Here is an 18,598-nt window from a genome sequence, read left to right on the forward strand (position 1 = left end):
TATTATGTTTTTTTGTAAATTGCTACAAATTTATATTGGTTGTATTTGTTAATTAATGGCAACTTTTCAGCTATACATATAAATTAACTGTATTATTGTAATATACAAGATATTGGCAAAGTAAATGCATATACATAAATTTGTATAAAAAAAGATTGTAATATTTATTACATAATAAAAGTTGTACGTAAATTGTTACTTACAATAATCGATATTCATTGAATATCAAAGTGAGACTTCCTGAATACTGTCAAAATTTGGCAATGAGTCTTTGACTGCTTCTTCAGTTGCTTGTGTGCGATCGCACCGTTTGGCAAACTGACAATAATCACAATTTTTACTACCCTCCACCACTTGAGGAAACTGCTGGTTATTTTGGTAATTTTCCAACCAGTTAGTTAACTGACTTAATAGTTGATTAAGTTTTTTTCCTGTTTGTGCGTGTTGAGCAGGATTGTAATTAAATTTAATATTTTGCGGTTTGCCTTCAGATTGGACAAACCAATAAGTCATAGAAATCTTTTCTGGCAAATAGTCGCTAGTTTCTGCCAATACATACAGATAAAGCCGTGTTTGCCAGTTGGATTCTAACTTGCGTTTATTGGGTGGTTTAGGATATGTTTTCCAATCGAGAATTTGTGCTTGTTGGTTATCTGCAATCAATAAATCATAGACAACCGTCAGCAAATAGTCTTGAACTTGCAGAGTGCGGTAGTGTTCGCTTTCACGGAAAGTTTGATTATCAGATGCGGCCGTTAAAATTTCTGGGGCTGCATCGGCAAAACCCAACATCCAGCTTTGCAGTTGAGCATCTGCTTCCAGGAAACTATCAATTGGCAAACCCATTTCTCGCTGTTGCATTAGCAAGTGAAAACGACTACCCAAAGTTAGCCGTTCTTCTTGTTCTGGATTTGAAGGAGAATTGAGTTTTTCGAGGTAAGTATGTTGAAATTTACGCGGACAAGCTTCTAGTAAGTTAAGTTGTCCTTGAGACAGTCGCAGTAGTTGAGTGGAAGTTGACAGCATTCTTCTATTTTAGAAGTAAATTAGAATCTGCAACTCCCATTTGGCAGACTATCTGTAAAAACAGTTATTTTTTATTGTCTTCACAGATAGTTTTTACGTCTACTATTTCAACTCGTCTCGAGATTCCTCATCCTGGCGATTAGAATGTTTACTTTTTCCTTGGGACTTGATTGAGCCAAAGCTGTAGGCCATAGCTATTTTAACTATGTCAAAATATGCCGGGTGATTAGCTTTGTTGACAATTGCCAAAGAAATTGACCCTGCCACTTAAAATGACTAAAAGTGGCGAAAGTGTTTCTAATTCAGAGCCGTTGTTGTTGGGCATGATATAATCTCCAAATGAAAATGGTCAGTATGAGTGTTAGTCTTAACCCCAAGACTCATAGATCATGGCGATCGCAAATAGACAGACTAGGAAAATCGCTATCTTCGCAATCCATGACCGTAGACTTGCAGATAAAAGCATCCCAACTATCGCATTTGCCCCAAAAGTGTGAGACACAACAAAGGCTATTCCCAGCCCCAGCAGCGCCAGCAGAAAATATTTGAGTCCTATACAAAACCACTTGAACAACAGATTATCGTTATCTTTTAGACTGGGGTTCATAGTTTTTTCCTGTTTTGAAAGTTGAATCTAGGCAGCAGTTCGCGCTCCCCCGACCACACTAAAGAAACAGTGAATTTCCACAGCTTTGCTCCCACCAAGGCAAGGTACACAACAGTCCCACTCCATTCAGGAGTAGGAATACCAAAAAAGATGGTCTTGATATTTGCAGATTATGAAAAATTAAGCTCTTTGATGAATTCCCAGAGCAATCTGGATATCAAAAATTAGGCGCTCAATGCGCGTAATCGCATAGAAGGCATACTACGCACATTGAACCCTTGAAATTCCTACAGGTAATTTGTATACAAATTACCTTTTTCAGAATTTGCAATTCCAGCCTTTGGCTTTATCTTTTGCTCACTAAGTTTTTTTAATTCACCCGTAACCTTACTAAGTCACCGTGGTTTCTACTGTTAAACTCACTATAAAGTAACTTGGTTACTTAGGTCAAGGTAAACTGTAAAGAAAATAATTTAAACACCATAAGATACTAGAAATCCGGCTTCCTCACTTTTGAGGTAACTTATACGGCTTCACCTTCACCAAGCATCCTGCGATCTCACAGAAAATTCTGACAATTGAACCTTAAGTACTTGGCTAAAAAGGCTCAATTTGATATTGTTGATCGACATATCAAATTGATATATCAAGATGCTGAAGTTGGCAGTGTTAGGTTTATTACAGCGAGAGCCATTAAATGGTTATCGGCTTAAACAGCAACTAGAGATGTTTATGAGTTGCAGTATTTGTGTCAACTATGGCGCGATCTATCCTCTTCTGAAGCGCATGGAAGAACAAGGTGAAGCGATCCTATGTGCAGAACAAGGAGAAGAAAGTGGGCAGTGTGGAAAAGTATATGAAATTACACCCCTCGGCAAAACCACTTGGTATCAAGAGATGCTGGCATTTCCTCATGAAAGCTGGGTTAATGCGCGATCGCGATTCTTTATCAAATTTTTTTTCTTTAGTCATTTATTACCCGAAGAACGAGTCCAGTTAATTGAACATCGATTGATGTTATGTCAGTTACGCCTTGCGGAGAAAAAAGCACTTGAAGTTATTGATGATTTATATCAAGCGAAAGTGCAAAGGCGCGCAGTTGAAGTGATCAAATCAGAAATTGAGTGGCTAGTTGAGCAACTCCAAATAGAACAACTTCAATTAGCTCAAACGCCAACCTCAGTCATGAGTGCTGAGTGCTGAGTAAAACTGCTTAAACACAAAAAACTTTTGAAGTATCCTAACTAACTATGTGGATCGTCAAAATTGCTTTACGTCTTCCGTATACATTCGCGATCGCCGCTTTGATGATTGCGATCCTGGGTGCAGTCACGATATTTGGTACACCAGTTGACATTTTTCCGGCAATTAACATTCCAGTTGTCAGCGTAGTTTGGACTTACACTGGTACCACATCAGAGGAAATGGCACAGCGAATCGTCACCATTAGCGAACGCGCTATGACAACAACCGTTGGTGACATCGAACACATTGAGTCTCAATCTTTGAGCGGTGTTAGCGTTGTCAAGGTTTTCTTCCAACCCAACGCCAATATCGCCTCAGCAGTTGCTCAAATTACCTCTGTCAGCCAAACAATTCTCCGCCCTTTACCACCGGGGATCACACCGCCATTCATCATTCAATACAACGCTTCTTCGGTGCCGATTATCCAGATGAGTGTCAGTAGCAAAACCTTGCCGGAAGAAGCACTTTTCGACTATGCTACCAACTTCGTCCGCACCCAATTAGCAACAGTGCAAGGAGCGAGTATACCTCTGCCCTATGGTGGTAAACCTCGGCAAATTATGGTTGATATCGATCCCCAAGCGATGTTGGCTAATGGCGTTTCTGCCCAAGACGTGACTAATGCTGTCAGTGCCCAAAACTTGGTTTTGCCCGCAGGCGATATGAAGATAGGCGATCGCAACTTCGCCGTCCAAATCAACAATAGTCCAGATGTGGTGGCAGCCCTCAACTACTTGCCAATTAAGCAAGTTAATGGTACTGTCATTTCTATTCGTGATGTCGCCCAGGTTAGAGATGGCTTTGGCGTGCAATCAAACATAGTACGTCAGAATGGCAGACGATCAAGCTTACTTAGTATCCTGAAGAGTGGCAATGCCTCGACGATTGATGTGATCGATCGGGTAAAAAAAGCTTTGCCTCGCATTCAATCCACCTTGCCCGCAGAACTGAATTTAGCGTTTTTGTTCGATCAATCTATATTTGTGAAAGCTTCGATTGAAGGCGTTCTCAAAGAAGGATTGATTGCAGCCTGTCTGACTGCGGTGATGATTTTGATTTTTTTGGGAAGTTGGCGCAGCACGGTAATTGTAGCCGTATCGATTCCTCTTTCGATGCTAGTTTCAATTATTGTGATGAGTCGTTTGGGACAAACTTTCAACATCATGACCTTAGGTGGTTTATCCTTAGCTGTTGGTATTCTTGTAGATGATGCCACAGTAGAAATTGAAAATATCCACCGAAATCTCGGACAAGGTAAACCCATCAAGCGAGCAATTTTAGATGGGGCGCAGCAAATCGCCACTCCAGCACTTGTAGCAACATTATGTATTTGTATTGTCTTTGTGCCGGTTGTGTTTCTCAGTGGAGTGGCAAAGTACCTATTTGTCCCCCTCGCAATGGCGGTAGTATTTGGGATGCTTGCTTCCTATGTGCTATCTCGGACTGTAGTACCGACAATGGCAAGCTATCTTTTACCAGCCGAAGTAGACTGGCATAGAGAAAGCGAGGATCATAATGGTCATAATGACAACCATCATACTGATTCGCCAGTTCAAAACAATAATGGTCGCGACAACCATCATCTAGATTCACCAGTTCAAAACAATAATGGTCGCGACAATCACCACAGCCATTCTTCACTAGTCGAAATCCATGATAATCGCGACAACCATCATCTAAATTCGCCAGTCCAAAACAATAATGGTCACGACAACCACCACCAAACAGAAGAGGCAACAACGAAAACTGCCAAATCTGTGAAGAAAGATTGGATATGGCGGCTACACGAAAAGTTTAATCGACAATTTGAGAAACTTCGCAGTTGGTACTACAATGTCCTGACCTCAGCATTAAATCACCGCCGCATAGTCTTTGTGTTATTTGGTGCTTTTATCGTCAGTGCAGGAGTTTTATTGCCGTTCGTCGGTCAAGACTTTTTCCCTGAAGTCGATGGTGGTCAGTTTAGCCTTCATGTTCGAGCCTTACCTGGTACTCGTTTGGAAGAGACAGAAAAAATTGTCAGCCAAGTTGAAGGCGTTATCCGCCAGACTGTACCCAAAGAGAATCTCTCTCTGATTCTGGATAACATCGGCTTACCCACCAGTGGCATTAACCTTACTTATGGCTACAACGGTGCCACAATTGGCTCGGCTGATGCTGATATTCTTGTGTCCCTAAAAGAATCTGGTGCAACTTTTTCTTACGTCAAGGAACTCCGCCAGAAATTGAAAGCAACATTTCCCAGCTACACTTTCTTTTTTGAGCCGGCTGATATTGTAACTCAAATTCTCAATTTCGGTTTGCCTGCTGCTGTTGACGTGCAAATATCTGGCCCTCTGAAAAACTCAAAGGGCAACTTTGAAATTGCCCAACAAATCGCCGCTCGAATGACGCGCATTCCTGGGGCTGTAGATGTACATCTTCAGCAAGTTGTCGATGCTCCCAAATTACGTCTTGATGTAGATCGCACCGAAGCTCAACAACTGGGTATGACCCAGCGTGATGTTGCCAATAGCGTCCTCACTTCCTTAAGTTCAAGCGGTCAAGCTGCAATCAACCAGTGGCTAGATCCCAAAAAAGGCGTGAGTTACACCCTTGCTGTACAAGTTCCCCAGTACAAACTTGACTCTATTGACAGCCTGAAAAATACGCCAGTTGGTAACGGTCAAACTGCACCCCAACTTTTAGGTAATTTAGCTAGTGTAAAACGCGACACAGTGATGCAGGTTGTGAATCACTACAACATTCAGCCAGTTTTCGATATCTACGCTAACTCCTCTGGTCGCGACCTTGGGGGAGTTGCCAATGATGTAAATCGAATCATCGCTGATTATCAGAAAAAATTGCCTAAGGGAAGTCAGATTAATGTTCGTGGGCAAGTGCAAACGATGAACTCTTCCTTTCTGGGACTTGGTTTAGGACTTGTGTTTGCAATTGTACTGGTTTACTGCTTAATGGTGGTGAACTTCCAATCTTGGCTCGATCCCCTGATTATTATGATGGCGCTGCCAAGTGCTTTAGCAGGGATCGTTTGGATGCTGTTTGTCACCCGCACCACTTTCAGCGTTCCTTCGTTAATGGGTGCAATTATGAGTATCGGTGTAGCGACATCCAACAGTATTTTAATGATCACTTTTGCTAATGACCAGCGTCAGGAAGGGGAAAATGCTTATAAAGCAGCTCTCGCGGCAGGCTATACAAGGTTACGTCCGGTGTTGATGACTGCCTTAGCCATGCTTATCGGCATGGTGCCAATGTCTCTTGGTCTTGGTGAAGGTGGCGAACAGAATGCACCCTTGGGTCGCGCTGTAATTGGTGGCTTGTCAGCTGCAACAGTTGCTACTCTCATCTTTGTACCTGTTGTATACAGCATTATGCGGCGTCAACAACCTCGTCCTATCGATCAGGATGATGACGATTTAAATTTCTCAGATTCGCAGACAGCATATTCATTGTCATCATCCCAAGGCAAGTCATAGCAGATAAGAACTACGGTGTACACATAAATCTCTTAAAGTTACTAAGTAACGTAGGGTAGATTAATTTTTGCAAGTCAATGCAACAAAGGTGCAAGTCAATGCAACAAAGGTGCAAGTCGATGCAACAAAGGTGCAGGTCAATGCAACAAAGGTGCAAGTCGATGCAACAAAGGTGCAGGTCAATGCAACAAAGGTGCAAGTCGATGCAACAAAGGTGCAGGTCAATGCAATAAAGGTGCAGGTCAAAAACTTGTGTGTACACCGTAAGGGAAAGGGAAAAGGTTAAAGGGAAAGGGTTTTTTCTGAGCCGCTTTCCCCTTTACCTCTTACCCCTTATCCCACTTTTGCAAAAAATCTAATAATGGTAATGACTCTAGCTGCTAAATTTTTGCTTTTTTAGATAATACAGGACAGTTTACCTATGGATTCTCAACATCGTCCATCTCCTGATTCTGAACAACAAACGACTTCTAAAAAAAACAGGCGCGGCATCGGTGCAATTGGTTGGGCTGTAATTGGTGCTGTTTTTTTTGGTAGCTTACTGGCCATAGGCATTCTACCCCGATTAAGTCAAAAGTCAGAATTACAAGCAGCAGTCAAGGAAGCAAGCACCCTACCTTCTATCAACGTAATCACTCCCCGTCGCGCTACTGGTGCTACCAAATTGGAACTACCTGGCAGTGTTGTAGCCCTAAACCAAACGACCATCTACGCTCGCAGTACTGGTTATTTACGGCGGTGGTACGCAGATATTGGCGATCGCGTCCAAGCCGGTCAGTTGTTGGCAGAAATTGATTCACCAGAGACCGATCAGCAAGTTCTGCAAGCGAAGGCAGAGGTAGTGCAAGCACAAGCTAATGTAGCTCAAACTCGTGCTAATTTAGCTAAAAGTATTTCTGATTTGAAGCAAGCCCGTGCTAATCTATTGATCGCACGTCAGAGTTGGCAGCGCTGGCAAGTTCTTGTCAAGCAAGGTGCAGTACCTCAACAAGATGCAGATACAAAATATGCTACATATCAAGCTAATCTTGCCAGCGTTGAGGCAGCACAAAACACTATTAATTCTGATTCTGCCAACATCAAAGCAGCACAAGCTAACGCCTACGCAAGTCAAGCAAACTTCCAGCGTAATACCGTATTGCAGTCTTATAAGAAAGTCACTGCTCCTTTTGCAGGAGTGATTACTGCACGTAACGTCAATACAGGTGTTTTAATTTCAGCAGGTAATGGCAACACCAGTACCAGTACCAGTACCAGCAACACCAACACTAGCAATACCAGCCTTTATACTATTGCTGCTTATGACAATCTAAACGTAAATGTGAGTGTTCCCCAGAGTTTATCACAGTCACTTCAAACTGGACAAACAGCACAAATTACAGTCAGAGAGTTACCCCAACGAGTGTTTACGGGTAAAGTAATCCGTACTAGCAATGCCATAGATCCAACGACTCGCACTTTGCTGACACAATTAGAAGTGCAGAATTTAGATGCGACGCTGCGACCTGGGATGTATGCCAATGTCAGATTTGCGATTAACCGCACTAATCCTCCTTTTATCGTGCCAGATAGTGCCTTAGTTGTTAATGCCGGAGGTACGCAGGTAGCAACTGTAACCAAAGACCACACAGTGCATTATCAAAAAGTTGCTGTTGGGCGAGATTATGGTACTGAAGTAGAGATTACATCAGGTCTGACAGGAAATGAATCGCTGATTGCCACTCCTACGGTTGATGAGACAGAGGGCTTGCGCGTGCAGCCAGTTGCACAAAGAAAGTAGACTCAATGCATCTAAGTGAAGTACACTAAACTCATCCGTGCGATTGCCCATCCCGTCAGAAAAAGAACCACAAAGCCTAAGAAAACATTCCCAGAGCAGCAAATGTTTACCCCGCAATCTTGAGGGGATACCAGATTGGCAATAATGTTATCTCACTATGTGAGATAACATTTGTTTGTAATGTGTCTTTGTGTGAGTATGAGTGTCATTCCCGAAAACGTTCTTTTAGCTTTAGCCGAAAAACGGTGCTTGTCTAGCAGCGAGCTCGAAGTGTTTTTATATGCTGTTGAGGGACATTCGCCAAATGCGATCGCTAATAAATTGGCAATCAGCGCCGAGGCAGTACGCAAAAGATTAAGCGAAGTTTACAAGAAATTTAATGTTACTGGTAGTGGCCCAGGCAAGCTCACTAAGTTACAACAAGTTATAGAATCTGAGTATCAAGCATCTTTACTGAATATTACCCAAAACCGCCAAGATTGGGGTGAAGCGCCTGGTGTCTGCGTTTTTTATGGACGTGTAGCAGAATTGTCTCAGCTAACGCAGTGGCTAATCGAGGATAACTGCCAACTAGTGGCAATATTGGGAATGGGCGGAATCGGCAAAACTGCTTTATCTGTGAAACTGGCAAAGGAAGTTCAGGAGAATTTTGAGTATTTGATTTGGCGAAGTCTCCGCAATGCGCCACCTGTTGCAGAGATGTTAGCGAACCTGATCGGGTTTTTATCCGATCAGCAAGAAACAGATTTGCCAGAAAGCGTAGATGGTAGAGTAACGCTGCTGATTAATTATTTACGAGAGCGTCGTTGTCTGGTGGTATTGGATAATACAGAGACAATTTTACAAGAAGGCGATCGCGCTGGACAATATAGACAAGAATATGAAGATTATGGTCAACTACTTAGACGGGTAGGGGAAGAACCACATCAAAGCTGTTTGGTGTTAACATCTCGCGAAAAACCAAAAGAATTTGCACCTTTAGAAGGAGAAGCATCACCAGTCAGAACATTATCATTAGTTGGCTTAGGAGAAACAGAAGGGCAAGAAGTTCTCCAAGATAAAGGGTTATTTGGCTCACAAGAAGAATGGGCCAAGCTAGTTGAGAAGTATTCAGGCAATCCTTTAGCATTAAAGCTCGTTTCTGAGCCAATTCGGGAGTTATTTGATGGTGATATCGCTGCTTTTCTGGCTGAAGGAGAAATAATTTTTGGTGATACCCGAAATTTACTAGACCAGCAATTTCAGCGGTTGTCAGAGATCGAAAAGGAAATAATTTATTGGCTAGCAATTAAGCGCGAGTTAGTTTCTCTCGACGAATTGCTAAATGATATTGTGCGTACCTTGCCCAAAAGGGAAGTGATGGAAGCGCTAGAATCACTACGGAGGCGATCGCTAATTGAACAAAGAACAGCACTTTTCACCCTCCAGTCTGTGGTCATGGAATACATGACTGACCAGCTGATTGAACAGATTTGCCACGAAATTACCACTTGTAATATTAGACTATTTATCAGCCATGCTTTAATGGAAGCTACGGCCAAAGATTATATTAGAAACACTCAGATTACCCTAATTATCAAACCAATTATAGATAGGTTATCAACTATTTTTAGATATGCTAGAAATATTGAACATCATCTATATCAAATTTTATTGTCCCTGCGACAAATTCCCCAAACAGCAGGATATGCAGGTGGAAATCTATTAAATATTCTTTGTCAATTACAAATTGATTTTAGCGGCTATGACTTTTCTAATCTGACTATTTGGCAAGCATATTTACAAAGTGTGAATTTGCATCGAGTAAATTTTACCAATGCTGATTTAGCTAAGTCCGTTTTTTCCGAAACATTAATTAGTGTTTCGTCAGTAGCATTTAGCCCGAATGGAAAACTTTTGGCTACGGGTGATGCTGATGGCAAGACTTACTTGTGGCAAGTTGACGATGGAAAGCTGCTTTTTACCTGTATTGGACATAGTAGTTGGGTAAAATCAGTTGCTTTTAGTCCCGATGGTCAAACTTTAGCTAGTGGCAGTGATGACCAAACAGTGAAGTTATGGGATGTTCGTGACGGTAAATGCCTGAAAACCTTGAACGGACATAGCAATTGGGTAAGGTCAGTTGCCTTTAGCCCCGATGGTCAAACTTTAGCTAGTGGCAGTGAAGACCAAACAGTGAAGTTATGGAATGTCCACACCGGCAAATGTCTGATAACTTTGCAGGGGAATACCAATCGAATTATGTCAGTTGCCTTCAGTCCCGATGGTCAAACTTTAGCTAGTGGCAGTGAAAAGCAAACAGTGAAGTTATGGAATGTCCGCAATGGGAAATGCCTGAAAATCTTGCAGGGGCATAGCAGTTGGGTAAGGTCAGTTGCTTTTAGTCCCAATGGTGAAATTTTAGCTACAGGCAGTGACGACCAAACTGTGAAATTATGGGATCTTCGTGATGGTAAATGTCTGAAAACCTTGCAGGGACATACTAATCGAGTCTGGTCGGTTGCCTTCAGTCCCGATGGTCAAACTTTAGCTAGCGGTGGTGACGACCAAAGTGTGAAATTATGGGATCTTCGTGATGGTAAAAGTCTGAAAACCTTTCAGGGACATACCAATCGGGTAAGGTCAGTTGCTTTCAGTCCCGATGGTCAAACTTTAGCTAGTGGTAGTGAAAACCAAACAGTTAAATTATGGAATGTCCAAGATGGTAAGTCCTTGACAACCTTGCAAGGGCATAGCAATCGAGTAAGGTCAGTTGCCTTCAGTCCCGATGGTCAAATTTTAGCTAGCGGCAGTGAAAAGCAAACAGTGAAATTATCGGATGTCCGTAACGATAAGTTTCTCAAAATTTTGGAGGGGCATAACAGTTGGGTACGTTCGATTGCCTTCAGTCCTGATGGTGAAATTTTAGCTAGCGGCAGCGAAAAACAAACAATTAAATTATGGGATGTTCACACGGGGCAATGCTTGAAAAAATTGCAGGAACATACCAATCGAATTAGGTCAGTTGCTTTTAGTCCCAATGGTCAAATTTTAGCTAGCGGCAGTGACGACCAAACAGTGAAATTATGGGATGTCTACACCGGAAGATGTCTCCAAACCTTGAAAGGGCATACCAGTTGGGTAAGATCGGTTGCCTTTAGTCCCGATGGTCAAACTTTAGCTAGTGGTAGTGAAAACCAAAGAGTCAGGTTATGGAATATTTATACAGGAGAATGTCTCCATATTTTGGAGGGACACAGCAATCGGATCAGGTCAGTTACTTTTGGCCCAGATGGTCAGACTTTAGCTAGTGGCAGTGATGACCAAACAGTAAAGTTATGGGATGTTTACATGGGCAAGTGCTTGACAACCTTGCAAGAACATACTAATCGAGTCTGGTCAGTTGCCTTTAGTCCCGATGGTCAAATTTTAGCTAGTGCCAGTGAAGACCAAACGATAAAATTATGGGATGTCTATAATGGCAGGTGCCTGAAAACTTTGCAGGGAGCTAATTGGGTAAAGTCAGTTGCCTTTAGTGCCGATGGTCAAACCCTGATTAGTGGTAGCCAAAATGAGACAATTAAGCTTTGGGATGTATTAACGGGTGAATGCCTAAGAACACTGCGATCGCCACGACCCTACGAAAAAATGAATATCACCGGGGTTACAGGGTTAACCACAGCGCAGTTAGTGACGCTCAAAGCTTTAGGGGCAGTGGAAGATCCAGAGCAAAAATAAAAGGTAAAAGAATGAATTTTGCCTTTTCCTTCATCCTTTTACCTTTTTTATGTACCTGATGCTTATTTTATGTTAGCCCTTGCGTCCTTCACTGCGGCAAAGAAAAATAATCCTGTGAGTGGAATGCTCAATACCAGGATAATTGCCGTGGCTGTGACACCAAAATCTGGTTGTCCGTAACCGAGTTCAAAAATTGAACCGACGGCGGCGATCGCACTTACACAAGAACCACCCAGAAATAAACTGCTTTTTGGAGTTAAATACACTATTGCCCCTCCTATGCTATTGGTTTCACCGCTTGATACGAGAAGCCATTCTTAGATAGCTCCTGGGCTAAAGTCAAGGAGTTTTCTACACGGTCTACAAATACCACGCCGTTAAGGTGATCCATCTCATGCTGAATGCAGCGTCCCAGAAGGTCATTAGCCTTTAATGTCAGAGGACGACCGTACTCGTCTTTATAGGCAATTTCTACGACTTCGGGGCGCTTCACGTCTAGATATACGTTGGGAATGCTCAAGCATCCTTCTTGGGCAACAGAGATGTCGCGGCTGACTTGTTTAATGGTGGGGTTAATCAACACCAAAGGCTGATTAGCTGCGTTTTCTGGTTCTAGGTCGATGACAACTAATTGTTTGTGAATTCCCACTTGGGGCGCAGCCAAACCAATGCCATCTTTGCTGTACATAGTTTGCAGCATTTCGCGCACTATTTGGCGAAGTTCGTCATCAACCTTAGAAATCCGTTTTGCAGCTTGACGCAGCACGCGATCGCCTAAATAATGAAGCTCCAAAGGTGGATTTTTTAACTTTTTTTTCTCGACAGCAATTTCAGAGGGCATGAGTCTCGATGGCTAGATGGTGCAAATTCCTACTCTTTTCATTCTATCAATCTCAGTTAGAGGATGTTTAAAAAGTCCTAGAGTATACCAAAAACCCAGTTGCCATTCCTCTGTTTGCTTGCCTAACGGCAGCCTGACGCCAAGGAGGAGAGGCTGTGAAACCCTTACTTTTTTGTCAGGAAAGCTTGTTAGGGAGTTAGTCTTTGAGGTTGTTTTGTTAGCAATAATACTTTTTAAACATCCTCTAACCTCGACTTTATCCATTTTTTTCGCAACGCGATTGCTTAAGCTGAAACCTTTGTAGGACAGTAGTTTTACTTTTTTAACTTCATCTATAATCTGTGACGTGGAAAAAGTATTTGCCAAAAAGCTAGGGTTTTTGCCGGATAAAGAAAGCGAGTTCTTAATTTTGGATAAAGTCGAGCTAACGACGTGTTTGTGAACATCCGTGATGACGAATGCGAACATGTAAAAACTATGGTGGCACTCCAGAAACCAGAAGCACGGTTAACCTTCAAAAGTCCCCATACAGTTTTTGAAGTGACAAAAGTTTTATCGAGTGAAGCAGAAGTTTGACCAAATAATTACTAATTCGTAAAAGTGATTAACTTGACGGCTTCCCCCAAAAGCTTGATGCACCCTATAATTTCTCTGAGGGTACTGTTGGGTAACATTTTACAGGTTGGTATTCCTAGAGTAGTCAACTACGAAAGGAACAGCAATGCAAAAATATATTCCGATCAATTGCGACTTTCACGACGAGTAGATTAGGTTGTTACGGCATTTGCAGCTTTTACCCATTAGACGCTAAGCATTTTATCCAATTTTTAATCCACGGTATTGAATATGAACTACACACTCAAAAATAAACGCGCACTCGTCACCGGAGGCAGTCGCGGTATCGGGGCCGCCATCGTTAAGCGTTTGGCAACTGAAGGTGCTGATATAGCTTTCACCTACACCAGCTCGCCCGATCGCGCCAAGGAAATCACGCAGGCAGTCCAGGCGCTCGGTGTTCAAGCTTTGGACATCCAAGCCAACAGCGTTGAAGCTAGTGAGGTGGTGGCTGCTGTTGAACAGACAGTAGAGAAATTGGGTGGCATTGATATCCTTGTGAATAATGCAGGTGTAGCGATGATGTCCCCTATCGATGATTTCACACTTGCAGACTTTGATCGCATCTTTGCTATTAACGTGCGTGCCGTATTTGTGGCAACCCAAGCCGCAGTCAAGCACATGCAAGAAGGCGGACGCATCATCAACATTGGTAGCACCAACGCCGAACGTGTCCCATTTGCCGGCGCCTCTGTTTATGCCATGAGCAAATCTGCTTTGCAAGGGCTTGTGCAAGGGCTGGCGCGTGACCTCGGCCCGCGTGGAATTACGATCAATAACGTCCAGCCAGGGCCGATCGCTACGGATATGAATCCCCCAGAGGGTGAGTTTGCCGAGATGCTCAAAAAGCAGCTAGCACTGCCCCGCTACGGCACTGTTGAGGAGGTTGCAGGGATGGTCGCTTATCTAGCTGGGTCTGAGGCAGCTTACATCACTGGTGCAAACCTAATGATTGATGGAGGATTCAGCGCCTAACTACCTCTAGGTGTAGCCAACTGTAAATATCAATCCTCAGCAATGAGCGATAGACTAACTGCAAGGATGCTGAAACCTTTAGCCAGAGATATTTTTAGCTTTTTGGGCTACAAGTCAAGATTAGAAGCGCATACTCATATAAAATTGTCAATGGTTGTATTGATTGCATTTCTAGTATACAGAATCCCAAGGAGGTATCTTTGTTAAAGATTTACTTCTATTTATATATCTGGTTAAAACAGCACCGTATAGCCTTTGGAGGAATGCTAATTGCGATCGCCATCACAGGCTGTAATGCCTCTGTTAAATCGCAGCCACCTGCCAATACCCCATCGGTTGCAAATCTGATCGCGTCCAGTCCGACTCCAGCATCGGTTTCTCCTACGCAAAGCGCTGCTAATACCAAGCCGCCTGAGCAGCAAGCAGTCCAAGTGATTCGTGACTATTACAGTGCGATCGCCCGTCAAGACTATAAACAAGCTTATTCAGCTTGGGATGGAAATGGCGCTGCTAGCAAGCAGTCATTTGAGCAGTTCAAGCAGGGTTTTGCCAACACCACATCCGTTGCTGTAGAAGTTGGAAAACCCGGTAAACCAGACCCAGGTGCAGGCTCAATCTACATTGAGATTCCGGTTACTGTGACTGCGATCGCCACCAATGGAACCCCGCAGCGATTTCGCGGCAGCTATGTGCTGCGACGAGTCAATGATGTTCCTGGCTCAACTCCAGAGCAGCGTAGATGGCATCTCTACTCGGCGAAAATTACTCCTGTCAAGTAACCTGCGGTAAAACGCTGGTTTTCCAAGATTCAAGGCTAAAACCAGCGTTGCTTGAACGCCAAGATAAATCATAGAGGTTGATTAAAATGATTACTTTATACACTGCCCTTTCTCTATGGGGGCTACCGAGCATTAGCCCAGTCTGTATGGAGCTTGAAACCTGGCTTCGCATGGCAAAGCTGCCTTATAACACAATCGTCGTCACAGCAGACAATCTAAGTTAGCTCCCAAGGTAAGGTTCCGTCTTGCCACTGCGATGATAATTGGCGATCGTCTAAATTTGCTTGAACAAACATATCTAGCAGGGTAATACCAATTCAAAATTCTCTCATTCAAAATTAAGAAAGCCAGACAGAACAAAGGTTTAGGAGTATGTATGTGTCACATTCTTTTTTCAAATTGGTATAACAACTATGGTGAAAAGTCTTTACTGCTCAAATGTCAGGAAATAATTCACCAACAGCATGAACACAAAATTGGGTGAAACTCAAAACATTTCATCGATTGTAAGTCGTTCGCCAGCCTATTTTGTATTCACATCTGATTGCAACTAGGATTCCTATACAATTTTATTCCTAAAAATATTTCTTCAATCTATTTTTATTCATAGAAACCTATGCTTAACAATATTTTCTAGCATCCTCACCACATTCATTGACTAAATACAATAAACACTTAAAACGAAGACTAACTAGCTGTTCGTAGAGAGGGTTCAATTTGCACAAAGGTGGAATCTGAAATATAGTCCGACCGAGAACTGTAACAGTTCTTTCAAAAGGGCAATGGGAAGGAATTATTTTGCACAATAGTCTGGCCAGATTAGAATTATGTATTTCTACGGACTCAAGCTGAGAGCGAATCTGGTTTAATAAGGTATTGCTCAAATTGGCTTTATTTAAGAAGCTCATAGTTTAACTTTCCTTTAATCAATCTGTTACTCCTATAAAATTACTCCGAACTTTAGAGAAAAACATCGTATAATTACCAAACTATTTTCCCCCTTTTTGGAAGTCAAGTTTAAAGAACAGTAAAATTGCTTAGAAAGCAGAACAGCTAGTACCGCAAGGCGGAAGTCAAAAGTCAAAGGTCAAAAGTCAAAAGTATTATGGAATGGGCTTTTTAGGGATTTTAAATGGTTGCTCTCTTTACGCCGTGGCGTACTAGTCAATTATTATCAATAACTGTTAAAAGCAATAATGAGTATATCTGTGGGAAATGGTATAAAGATTAGGTAAATGCTCGAGACAGCAGGAAGACAGAGGAAAAAAGTCACAATGGATAAAAGCTGATGTATTGGCAAACTTTGCACCATTGACTATAAATAGTGGTGTTATTGACGCAAAGACGCAAAAGCTGAACTTAGTGCCTTGGCGTTAAGTTCAAATTTTGAGGTGATGTGTGTTTAAATCTTTCACGAAACTTGACTATCTGCTCAAAGAAACTTTCCTCGGTTTACTGCGGGGAGGTTGGATGAATTGGGCAGCTGTAAGTACTGTAACAGTGTTATTGTTTTTATTTGGCTTGAGTTTGCAAACCTCTTGGCAAGTCGAAAAACTCCTCTATCAGTTTGGTAGCCAGCTAGAAGTATCAGTTTATCTCGAACCGGATACTCAAATCGAAAATATTGAGCCACTAATCGCTAAAATGCCAGAGGTGGCGGCGATAAAAACCATTACCAAACAAGAAGCTTGGACTAAGTTAGTTAAGGAAATGAGAATTTCTGATATTGAGGGTGCTACCCAGCAGCTAGGTGAGAATCCTCTGGTTGATGAGATGAAGGTGAAAGCGGGTAATTCTCAAGTTGTACCAACCTTAGCAACGCAGTTGGCTAAATTACGAGGAGTTGAGACGGTGCAGTATGTCGATGAAGCTGTTAAACGCATTGCCCAGTTGCACCGAGGCCTGAACTGGATTAGTTTAACAATTACGATTATTCTGACTTTAACAGCGATCGCAGTGACTACCACCACAATTAGGCTGATTGTCATGGCGCGTCGCCAGGAAATTGAAATTATGCAGCTAGTGGGAGCGACTTCTGTTTGGATTTACCTCCCGTTTATTCTACAAGGAATTGCCTTTGGTTTGGTTGGTGGTGCGATCGCTTGGAGTTTCATTTCTGTGATTCAACAGTTTCTCGGTAAGTTACTAGTCAATCAACCTGAGTTTATCCAAGTCATCACCAACAGAGTGCAACTCACTCCAGCAGAAATTTTATTATTGCCTCTGATCCTTTTGGGTTTCGGTGCAGCTGTAGGATTAATGGGGAGCTTATTTGCTGTCCGACGTTTTGCTAAAAGATAGTCCTTTGTCATTGGTCATTTGTCCTCTGAACTTGGAACTTCGACCTCTGAACTCGGAATTTTGACCTCTGACCTCAGAACTTCGACTTCTGAACTCGGAACTTCGACCTCTGAACTCGGAATTTTGACCTCTGAACTCGGAATTTTGACCTCTGAACTCGGAATTTTGACCTCTAAACTCAGAACTCCGACTTCTGAACTCGGAACTTCGACCTCTAAACCCGGAACTTCGACCTCTAAACCCGGAACTTTGACCTCTGAACTCGAAATTTTCAAAAAAAATTTTAAAAGAATAACTGAAGTTTTGCTTGAACGAATATGAAATTAAACCTATATATCAACTTAACAGGGCTAATCAAATGACCAATGACCAATGACAAATGACCAATGACAAATGACAAAATCACTATGAAATCACAATGGGAATGTTTTTTGCAGAATCTTGGTGTTTGGGAAGGTTCATTTACTAATTTTTCTCCCCAAGGAACACTTTTGAATGATACTCCTAGTCGTCTTTCCCTAGAAGGTTTGAACAATAGCCAGAAAGTGCGTCTAACTCTGAGCCGTTCGGGACAAGATATAATCAGAGAATTTAATTCTGTGGGAGGGGGTCTGCTGTTTTTTGAAAATGGTTCATTTTCAGAAGGTTTAATTCAGCTAGGGCCATTTTCCGAATTTGGTGCAGAACTCGCTTTAGTTCATGAAAATCGCCGCTTGCGTCTGGTGCAACTGTTTGATAATACTGGTCAGCTAAAGGAATTAATTTTAATTCGAGAACATCTCGCCAGAACCCTAGTAGCAGAACGTCCAACTTTGCAGATAAATGATTTGTTGGGAGAATGGCAAGGTCAAGCAGTAACAATATATCCAGATTTGCGATCGCCTGATACTTACTCTACAATCTTCAAATTACAACTTGATGATGCTGGGCGATTAATTCAAAGTACCTCTTTTGCAGAACGCACAATTACCTCAACTGCTACCATTAAAGACCCGATTGTTCTCTTTGACCAAGACCCCCAAAAGCAGGTGCAAGTATTATTTTTACCAGATGGTGCTTCTGCAACATCACCTCTCAAAGTGCAGTTACGCCAACCATTTTTTATAGAAGTGGGTTGGTTAATCCAGCCAAACCTGCGCCGACGGATGATTCGCAGCTACAACGAGAAAGGCGAATGGGTTAGTTTGACATTAGTTACTGAAGAAAGAAAGCTTTGATATCATCTGCGCTTGA

The 18,598-nt window shown here is 42.3% G+C and carries 18 protein-coding genes; 10 read left to right on the forward strand and 8 right to left on the reverse strand.

Annotation, left to right across the window (positions count from 1 at the left end):
- Window positions 1-225 precede the first annotated feature (225 nt).
- Together HWQ58_RS26615 and HWQ58_RS26620 are read right to left on the reverse strand one after the other, a co-directional pair.
- Window positions 226-1,026 carry a PD-(D/E)XK nuclease family protein gene (locus HWQ58_RS26615; protein WP_292869525.1) on the reverse strand — a complete coding sequence of 267 codons (801 nt, stop codon included), beginning with the start codon at window positions 1,024-1,026 and terminating at the stop codon, window positions 226-228.
- Between the two features lie 367 nt (window positions 1,027-1,393).
- Window positions 1,394-1,633, reverse strand: coding sequence for a hypothetical protein (locus HWQ58_RS26620; RefSeq protein ID WP_292869528.1), 240 nt, complete (start codon window positions 1,631-1,633; stop codon window positions 1,394-1,396).
- A 651-nt stretch (window positions 1,634-2,284) separates the two neighbouring features.
- On the opposite strand from HWQ58_RS26620, the gene HWQ58_RS26625 reads away from it, so the two are divergent.
- The 5 genes from HWQ58_RS26625 (at window position 2,285) to HWQ58_RS26645 (ending at window position 11,854) form a co-directional block, all read left to right on the forward strand.
- Entirely contained in the window at window positions 2,285-2,836 is a 552-nt protein-coding gene (locus HWQ58_RS26625) for a PadR family transcriptional regulator (protein WP_292869531.1), read from the forward strand.
- Window positions 2,837-2,883: 47 nt separating this feature from the next.
- Window positions 2,884-6,357 carry an efflux RND transporter permease subunit gene (locus HWQ58_RS26630; RefSeq protein WP_292869534.1) on the forward strand — a complete coding sequence of 1,158 codons (3,474 nt, stop codon included), beginning with the start codon at window positions 2,884-2,886 and terminating at the stop codon, window positions 6,355-6,357.
- A gap of 67 nt (window positions 6,358-6,424) precedes the next feature.
- Window positions 6,425-6,643 (forward strand): hypothetical protein, encoded by a 219-nt coding sequence (locus HWQ58_RS26635; protein ID WP_292869537.1) that lies wholly within the window; start codon window positions 6,425-6,427, stop codon window positions 6,641-6,643.
- 135 nt (window positions 6,644-6,778) lie between these two features.
- On the forward strand, window positions 6,779-8,137 hold the full coding sequence (locus HWQ58_RS26640; RefSeq protein ID WP_292869540.1) for an efflux RND transporter periplasmic adaptor subunit: 1,359 nt from the start codon (window positions 6,779-6,781) through the stop codon (window positions 8,135-8,137).
- 198 nt (window positions 8,138-8,335) lie between these two features.
- Window positions 8,336-11,854, forward strand: coding sequence for an NB-ARC domain-containing protein (locus HWQ58_RS26645; protein WP_292869543.1), 3,519 nt, complete (start codon window positions 8,336-8,338; stop codon window positions 11,852-11,854).
- A gap of 62 nt (window positions 11,855-11,916) precedes the next feature.
- Here the strand turns inward: HWQ58_RS26645 and HWQ58_RS26650 are convergent, their stop codons facing one another.
- Genes HWQ58_RS26650 through HWQ58_RS26660 form a run of 3 tightly spaced genes read right to left on the reverse strand, consistent with a single transcriptional unit; the run spans window position 11,917 to window position 13,061 of the window.
- Window positions 11,917-12,120 (reverse strand): hypothetical protein, encoded by a 204-nt coding sequence (locus tag HWQ58_RS26650; RefSeq protein ID WP_104908675.1) that lies wholly within the window; start codon window positions 12,118-12,120, stop codon window positions 11,917-11,919.
- A gap of 11 nt (window positions 12,121-12,131) precedes the next feature.
- On the reverse strand, window positions 12,132-12,695 hold the full coding sequence (def, locus tag HWQ58_RS26655) for a peptide deformylase (RefSeq protein WP_292869548.1): 564 nt from the start codon (window positions 12,693-12,695) through the stop codon (window positions 12,132-12,134).
- 12 nt (window positions 12,696-12,707) lie between these two features.
- Window positions 12,708-13,061 (reverse strand): hypothetical protein, encoded by a 354-nt coding sequence (locus tag HWQ58_RS26660; RefSeq protein ID WP_292869551.1) that lies wholly within the window; start codon window positions 13,059-13,061, stop codon window positions 12,708-12,710.
- Between the two features lie 72 nt (window positions 13,062-13,133).
- Here HWQ58_RS26660 and HWQ58_RS26665 point away from each other — a divergent pair, with 72 nt between their 5' ends.
- The gene (locus HWQ58_RS26665; protein WP_292869554.1) at window positions 13,134-13,271 is read left to right on the forward strand and encodes a hypothetical protein; all 138 of its coding nucleotides are present in this window, start codon (window positions 13,134-13,136) and stop codon (window positions 13,269-13,271) included.
- A gap of 240 nt (window positions 13,272-13,511) precedes the next feature.
- Here the strand turns inward: HWQ58_RS26665 and HWQ58_RS26670 are convergent, their stop codons facing one another.
- Window positions 13,512-13,715: a hypothetical protein gene (locus HWQ58_RS26670; protein WP_292869629.1), complete on the reverse strand. Its 204-nt coding sequence runs from the start codon at window positions 13,713-13,715 to the stop codon at window positions 13,512-13,514.
- Here HWQ58_RS26670 and HWQ58_RS26675 point away from each other — a divergent pair.
- Window positions 13,620-14,285, forward strand: a complete 666-nt coding sequence (locus tag HWQ58_RS26675) for an SDR family oxidoreductase (protein WP_292869622.1) — start codon at window positions 13,620-13,622, stop codon at window positions 14,283-14,285. The genes HWQ58_RS26670 and HWQ58_RS26675 overlap by 96 nt on opposite strands.
- A gap of 200 nt (window positions 14,286-14,485) precedes the next feature.
- Window positions 14,486-15,064, forward strand: coding sequence for a hypothetical protein (locus tag HWQ58_RS26680; RefSeq protein WP_292869557.1), 579 nt, complete (start codon window positions 14,486-14,488; stop codon window positions 15,062-15,064).
- Window positions 15,065-15,684: 620 nt separating this feature from the next.
- Here HWQ58_RS26680 and HWQ58_RS26685 read toward each other — a convergent pair.
- Entirely contained in the window at window positions 15,685-15,972 is a 288-nt protein-coding gene (locus HWQ58_RS26685) for a Mo-dependent nitrogenase C-terminal domain-containing protein (RefSeq protein WP_292869560.1), read from the reverse strand.
- Window positions 15,973-16,462: 490 nt separating this feature from the next.
- Between HWQ58_RS26685 and HWQ58_RS26690 the strand changes: the two genes are divergently transcribed.
- A complete protein-coding gene (locus HWQ58_RS26690; RefSeq protein ID WP_292869563.1) occupies window positions 16,463-17,365 on the forward strand; it encodes an ABC transporter permease in 903 nt (300 codons plus the stop codon).
- Between the two features lie 14 nt (window positions 17,366-17,379).
- Here the strand turns inward: HWQ58_RS26690 and HWQ58_RS26695 are convergent, their stop codons facing one another.
- Complete coding sequence (locus HWQ58_RS26695) at window positions 17,380-17,640, reverse strand: hypothetical protein (protein WP_292869566.1); 261 nt, start codon at window positions 17,638-17,640, stop codon at window positions 17,380-17,382.
- Window positions 17,641-17,772: 132 nt separating this feature from the next.
- Here HWQ58_RS26695 and HWQ58_RS26700 point away from each other — a divergent pair, with 132 nt between their 5' ends.
- Window positions 17,773-18,582: a DUF3598 family protein gene (locus HWQ58_RS26700; RefSeq protein WP_292869623.1), complete on the forward strand. Its 810-nt coding sequence runs from the start codon at window positions 17,773-17,775 to the stop codon at window positions 18,580-18,582.
- Window positions 18,583-18,598: the final 16 nt, after the last annotated feature.

This window comes from Nostoc sp. LPT, assembly GCF_017115165.1.
GTDB lineage: Bacteria > Cyanobacteriota > Cyanobacteriia > Cyanobacteriales > Nostocaceae > Nostoc.

Bases quoted from the DNA above. Each gene is read 5' to 3' on its own strand.
- HWQ58_RS26615 (WP_292869525.1), bottom strand. From the start codon at position 1,026: ATGCTGTCAACTTCCACTCAACTACTGCGACTGTCTCAAGGACAACTT.
- HWQ58_RS26620 (WP_292869528.1), bottom strand. From the start codon at position 1,633: ATGAACCCCAGTCTAAAAGATAACGATAATCTGTTGTTCAAGTGGTTT.
- HWQ58_RS26625 (WP_292869531.1), top strand. From the start codon at position 2,285: ATGCTGAAGTTGGCAGTGTTAGGTTTATTACAGCGAGAGCCATTAAAT.
- HWQ58_RS26630 (WP_292869534.1), top strand. From the start codon at position 2,884: ATGTGGATCGTCAAAATTGCTTTACGTCTTCCGTATACATTCGCGATC.
- HWQ58_RS26640 (WP_292869540.1), top strand. From the start codon at position 6,779: ATGGATTCTCAACATCGTCCATCTCCTGATTCTGAACAACAAACGACT.
- HWQ58_RS26645 (WP_292869543.1), top strand. From the start codon at position 8,336: ATGAGTGTCATTCCCGAAAACGTTCTTTTAGCTTTAGCCGAAAAACGG.
- def (WP_292869548.1), bottom strand. From the start codon at position 12,695: ATGCCCTCTGAAATTGCTGTCGAGAAAAAAAAGTTAAAAAATCCACCT.
- HWQ58_RS26685 (WP_292869560.1), bottom strand. From the start codon at position 15,972: ATGAGCTTCTTAAATAAAGCCAATTTGAGCAATACCTTATTAAACCAG.
- HWQ58_RS26700 (WP_292869623.1), top strand. From the start codon at position 17,773: ATGAAATCACAATGGGAATGTTTTTTGCAGAATCTTGGTGTTTGGGAA.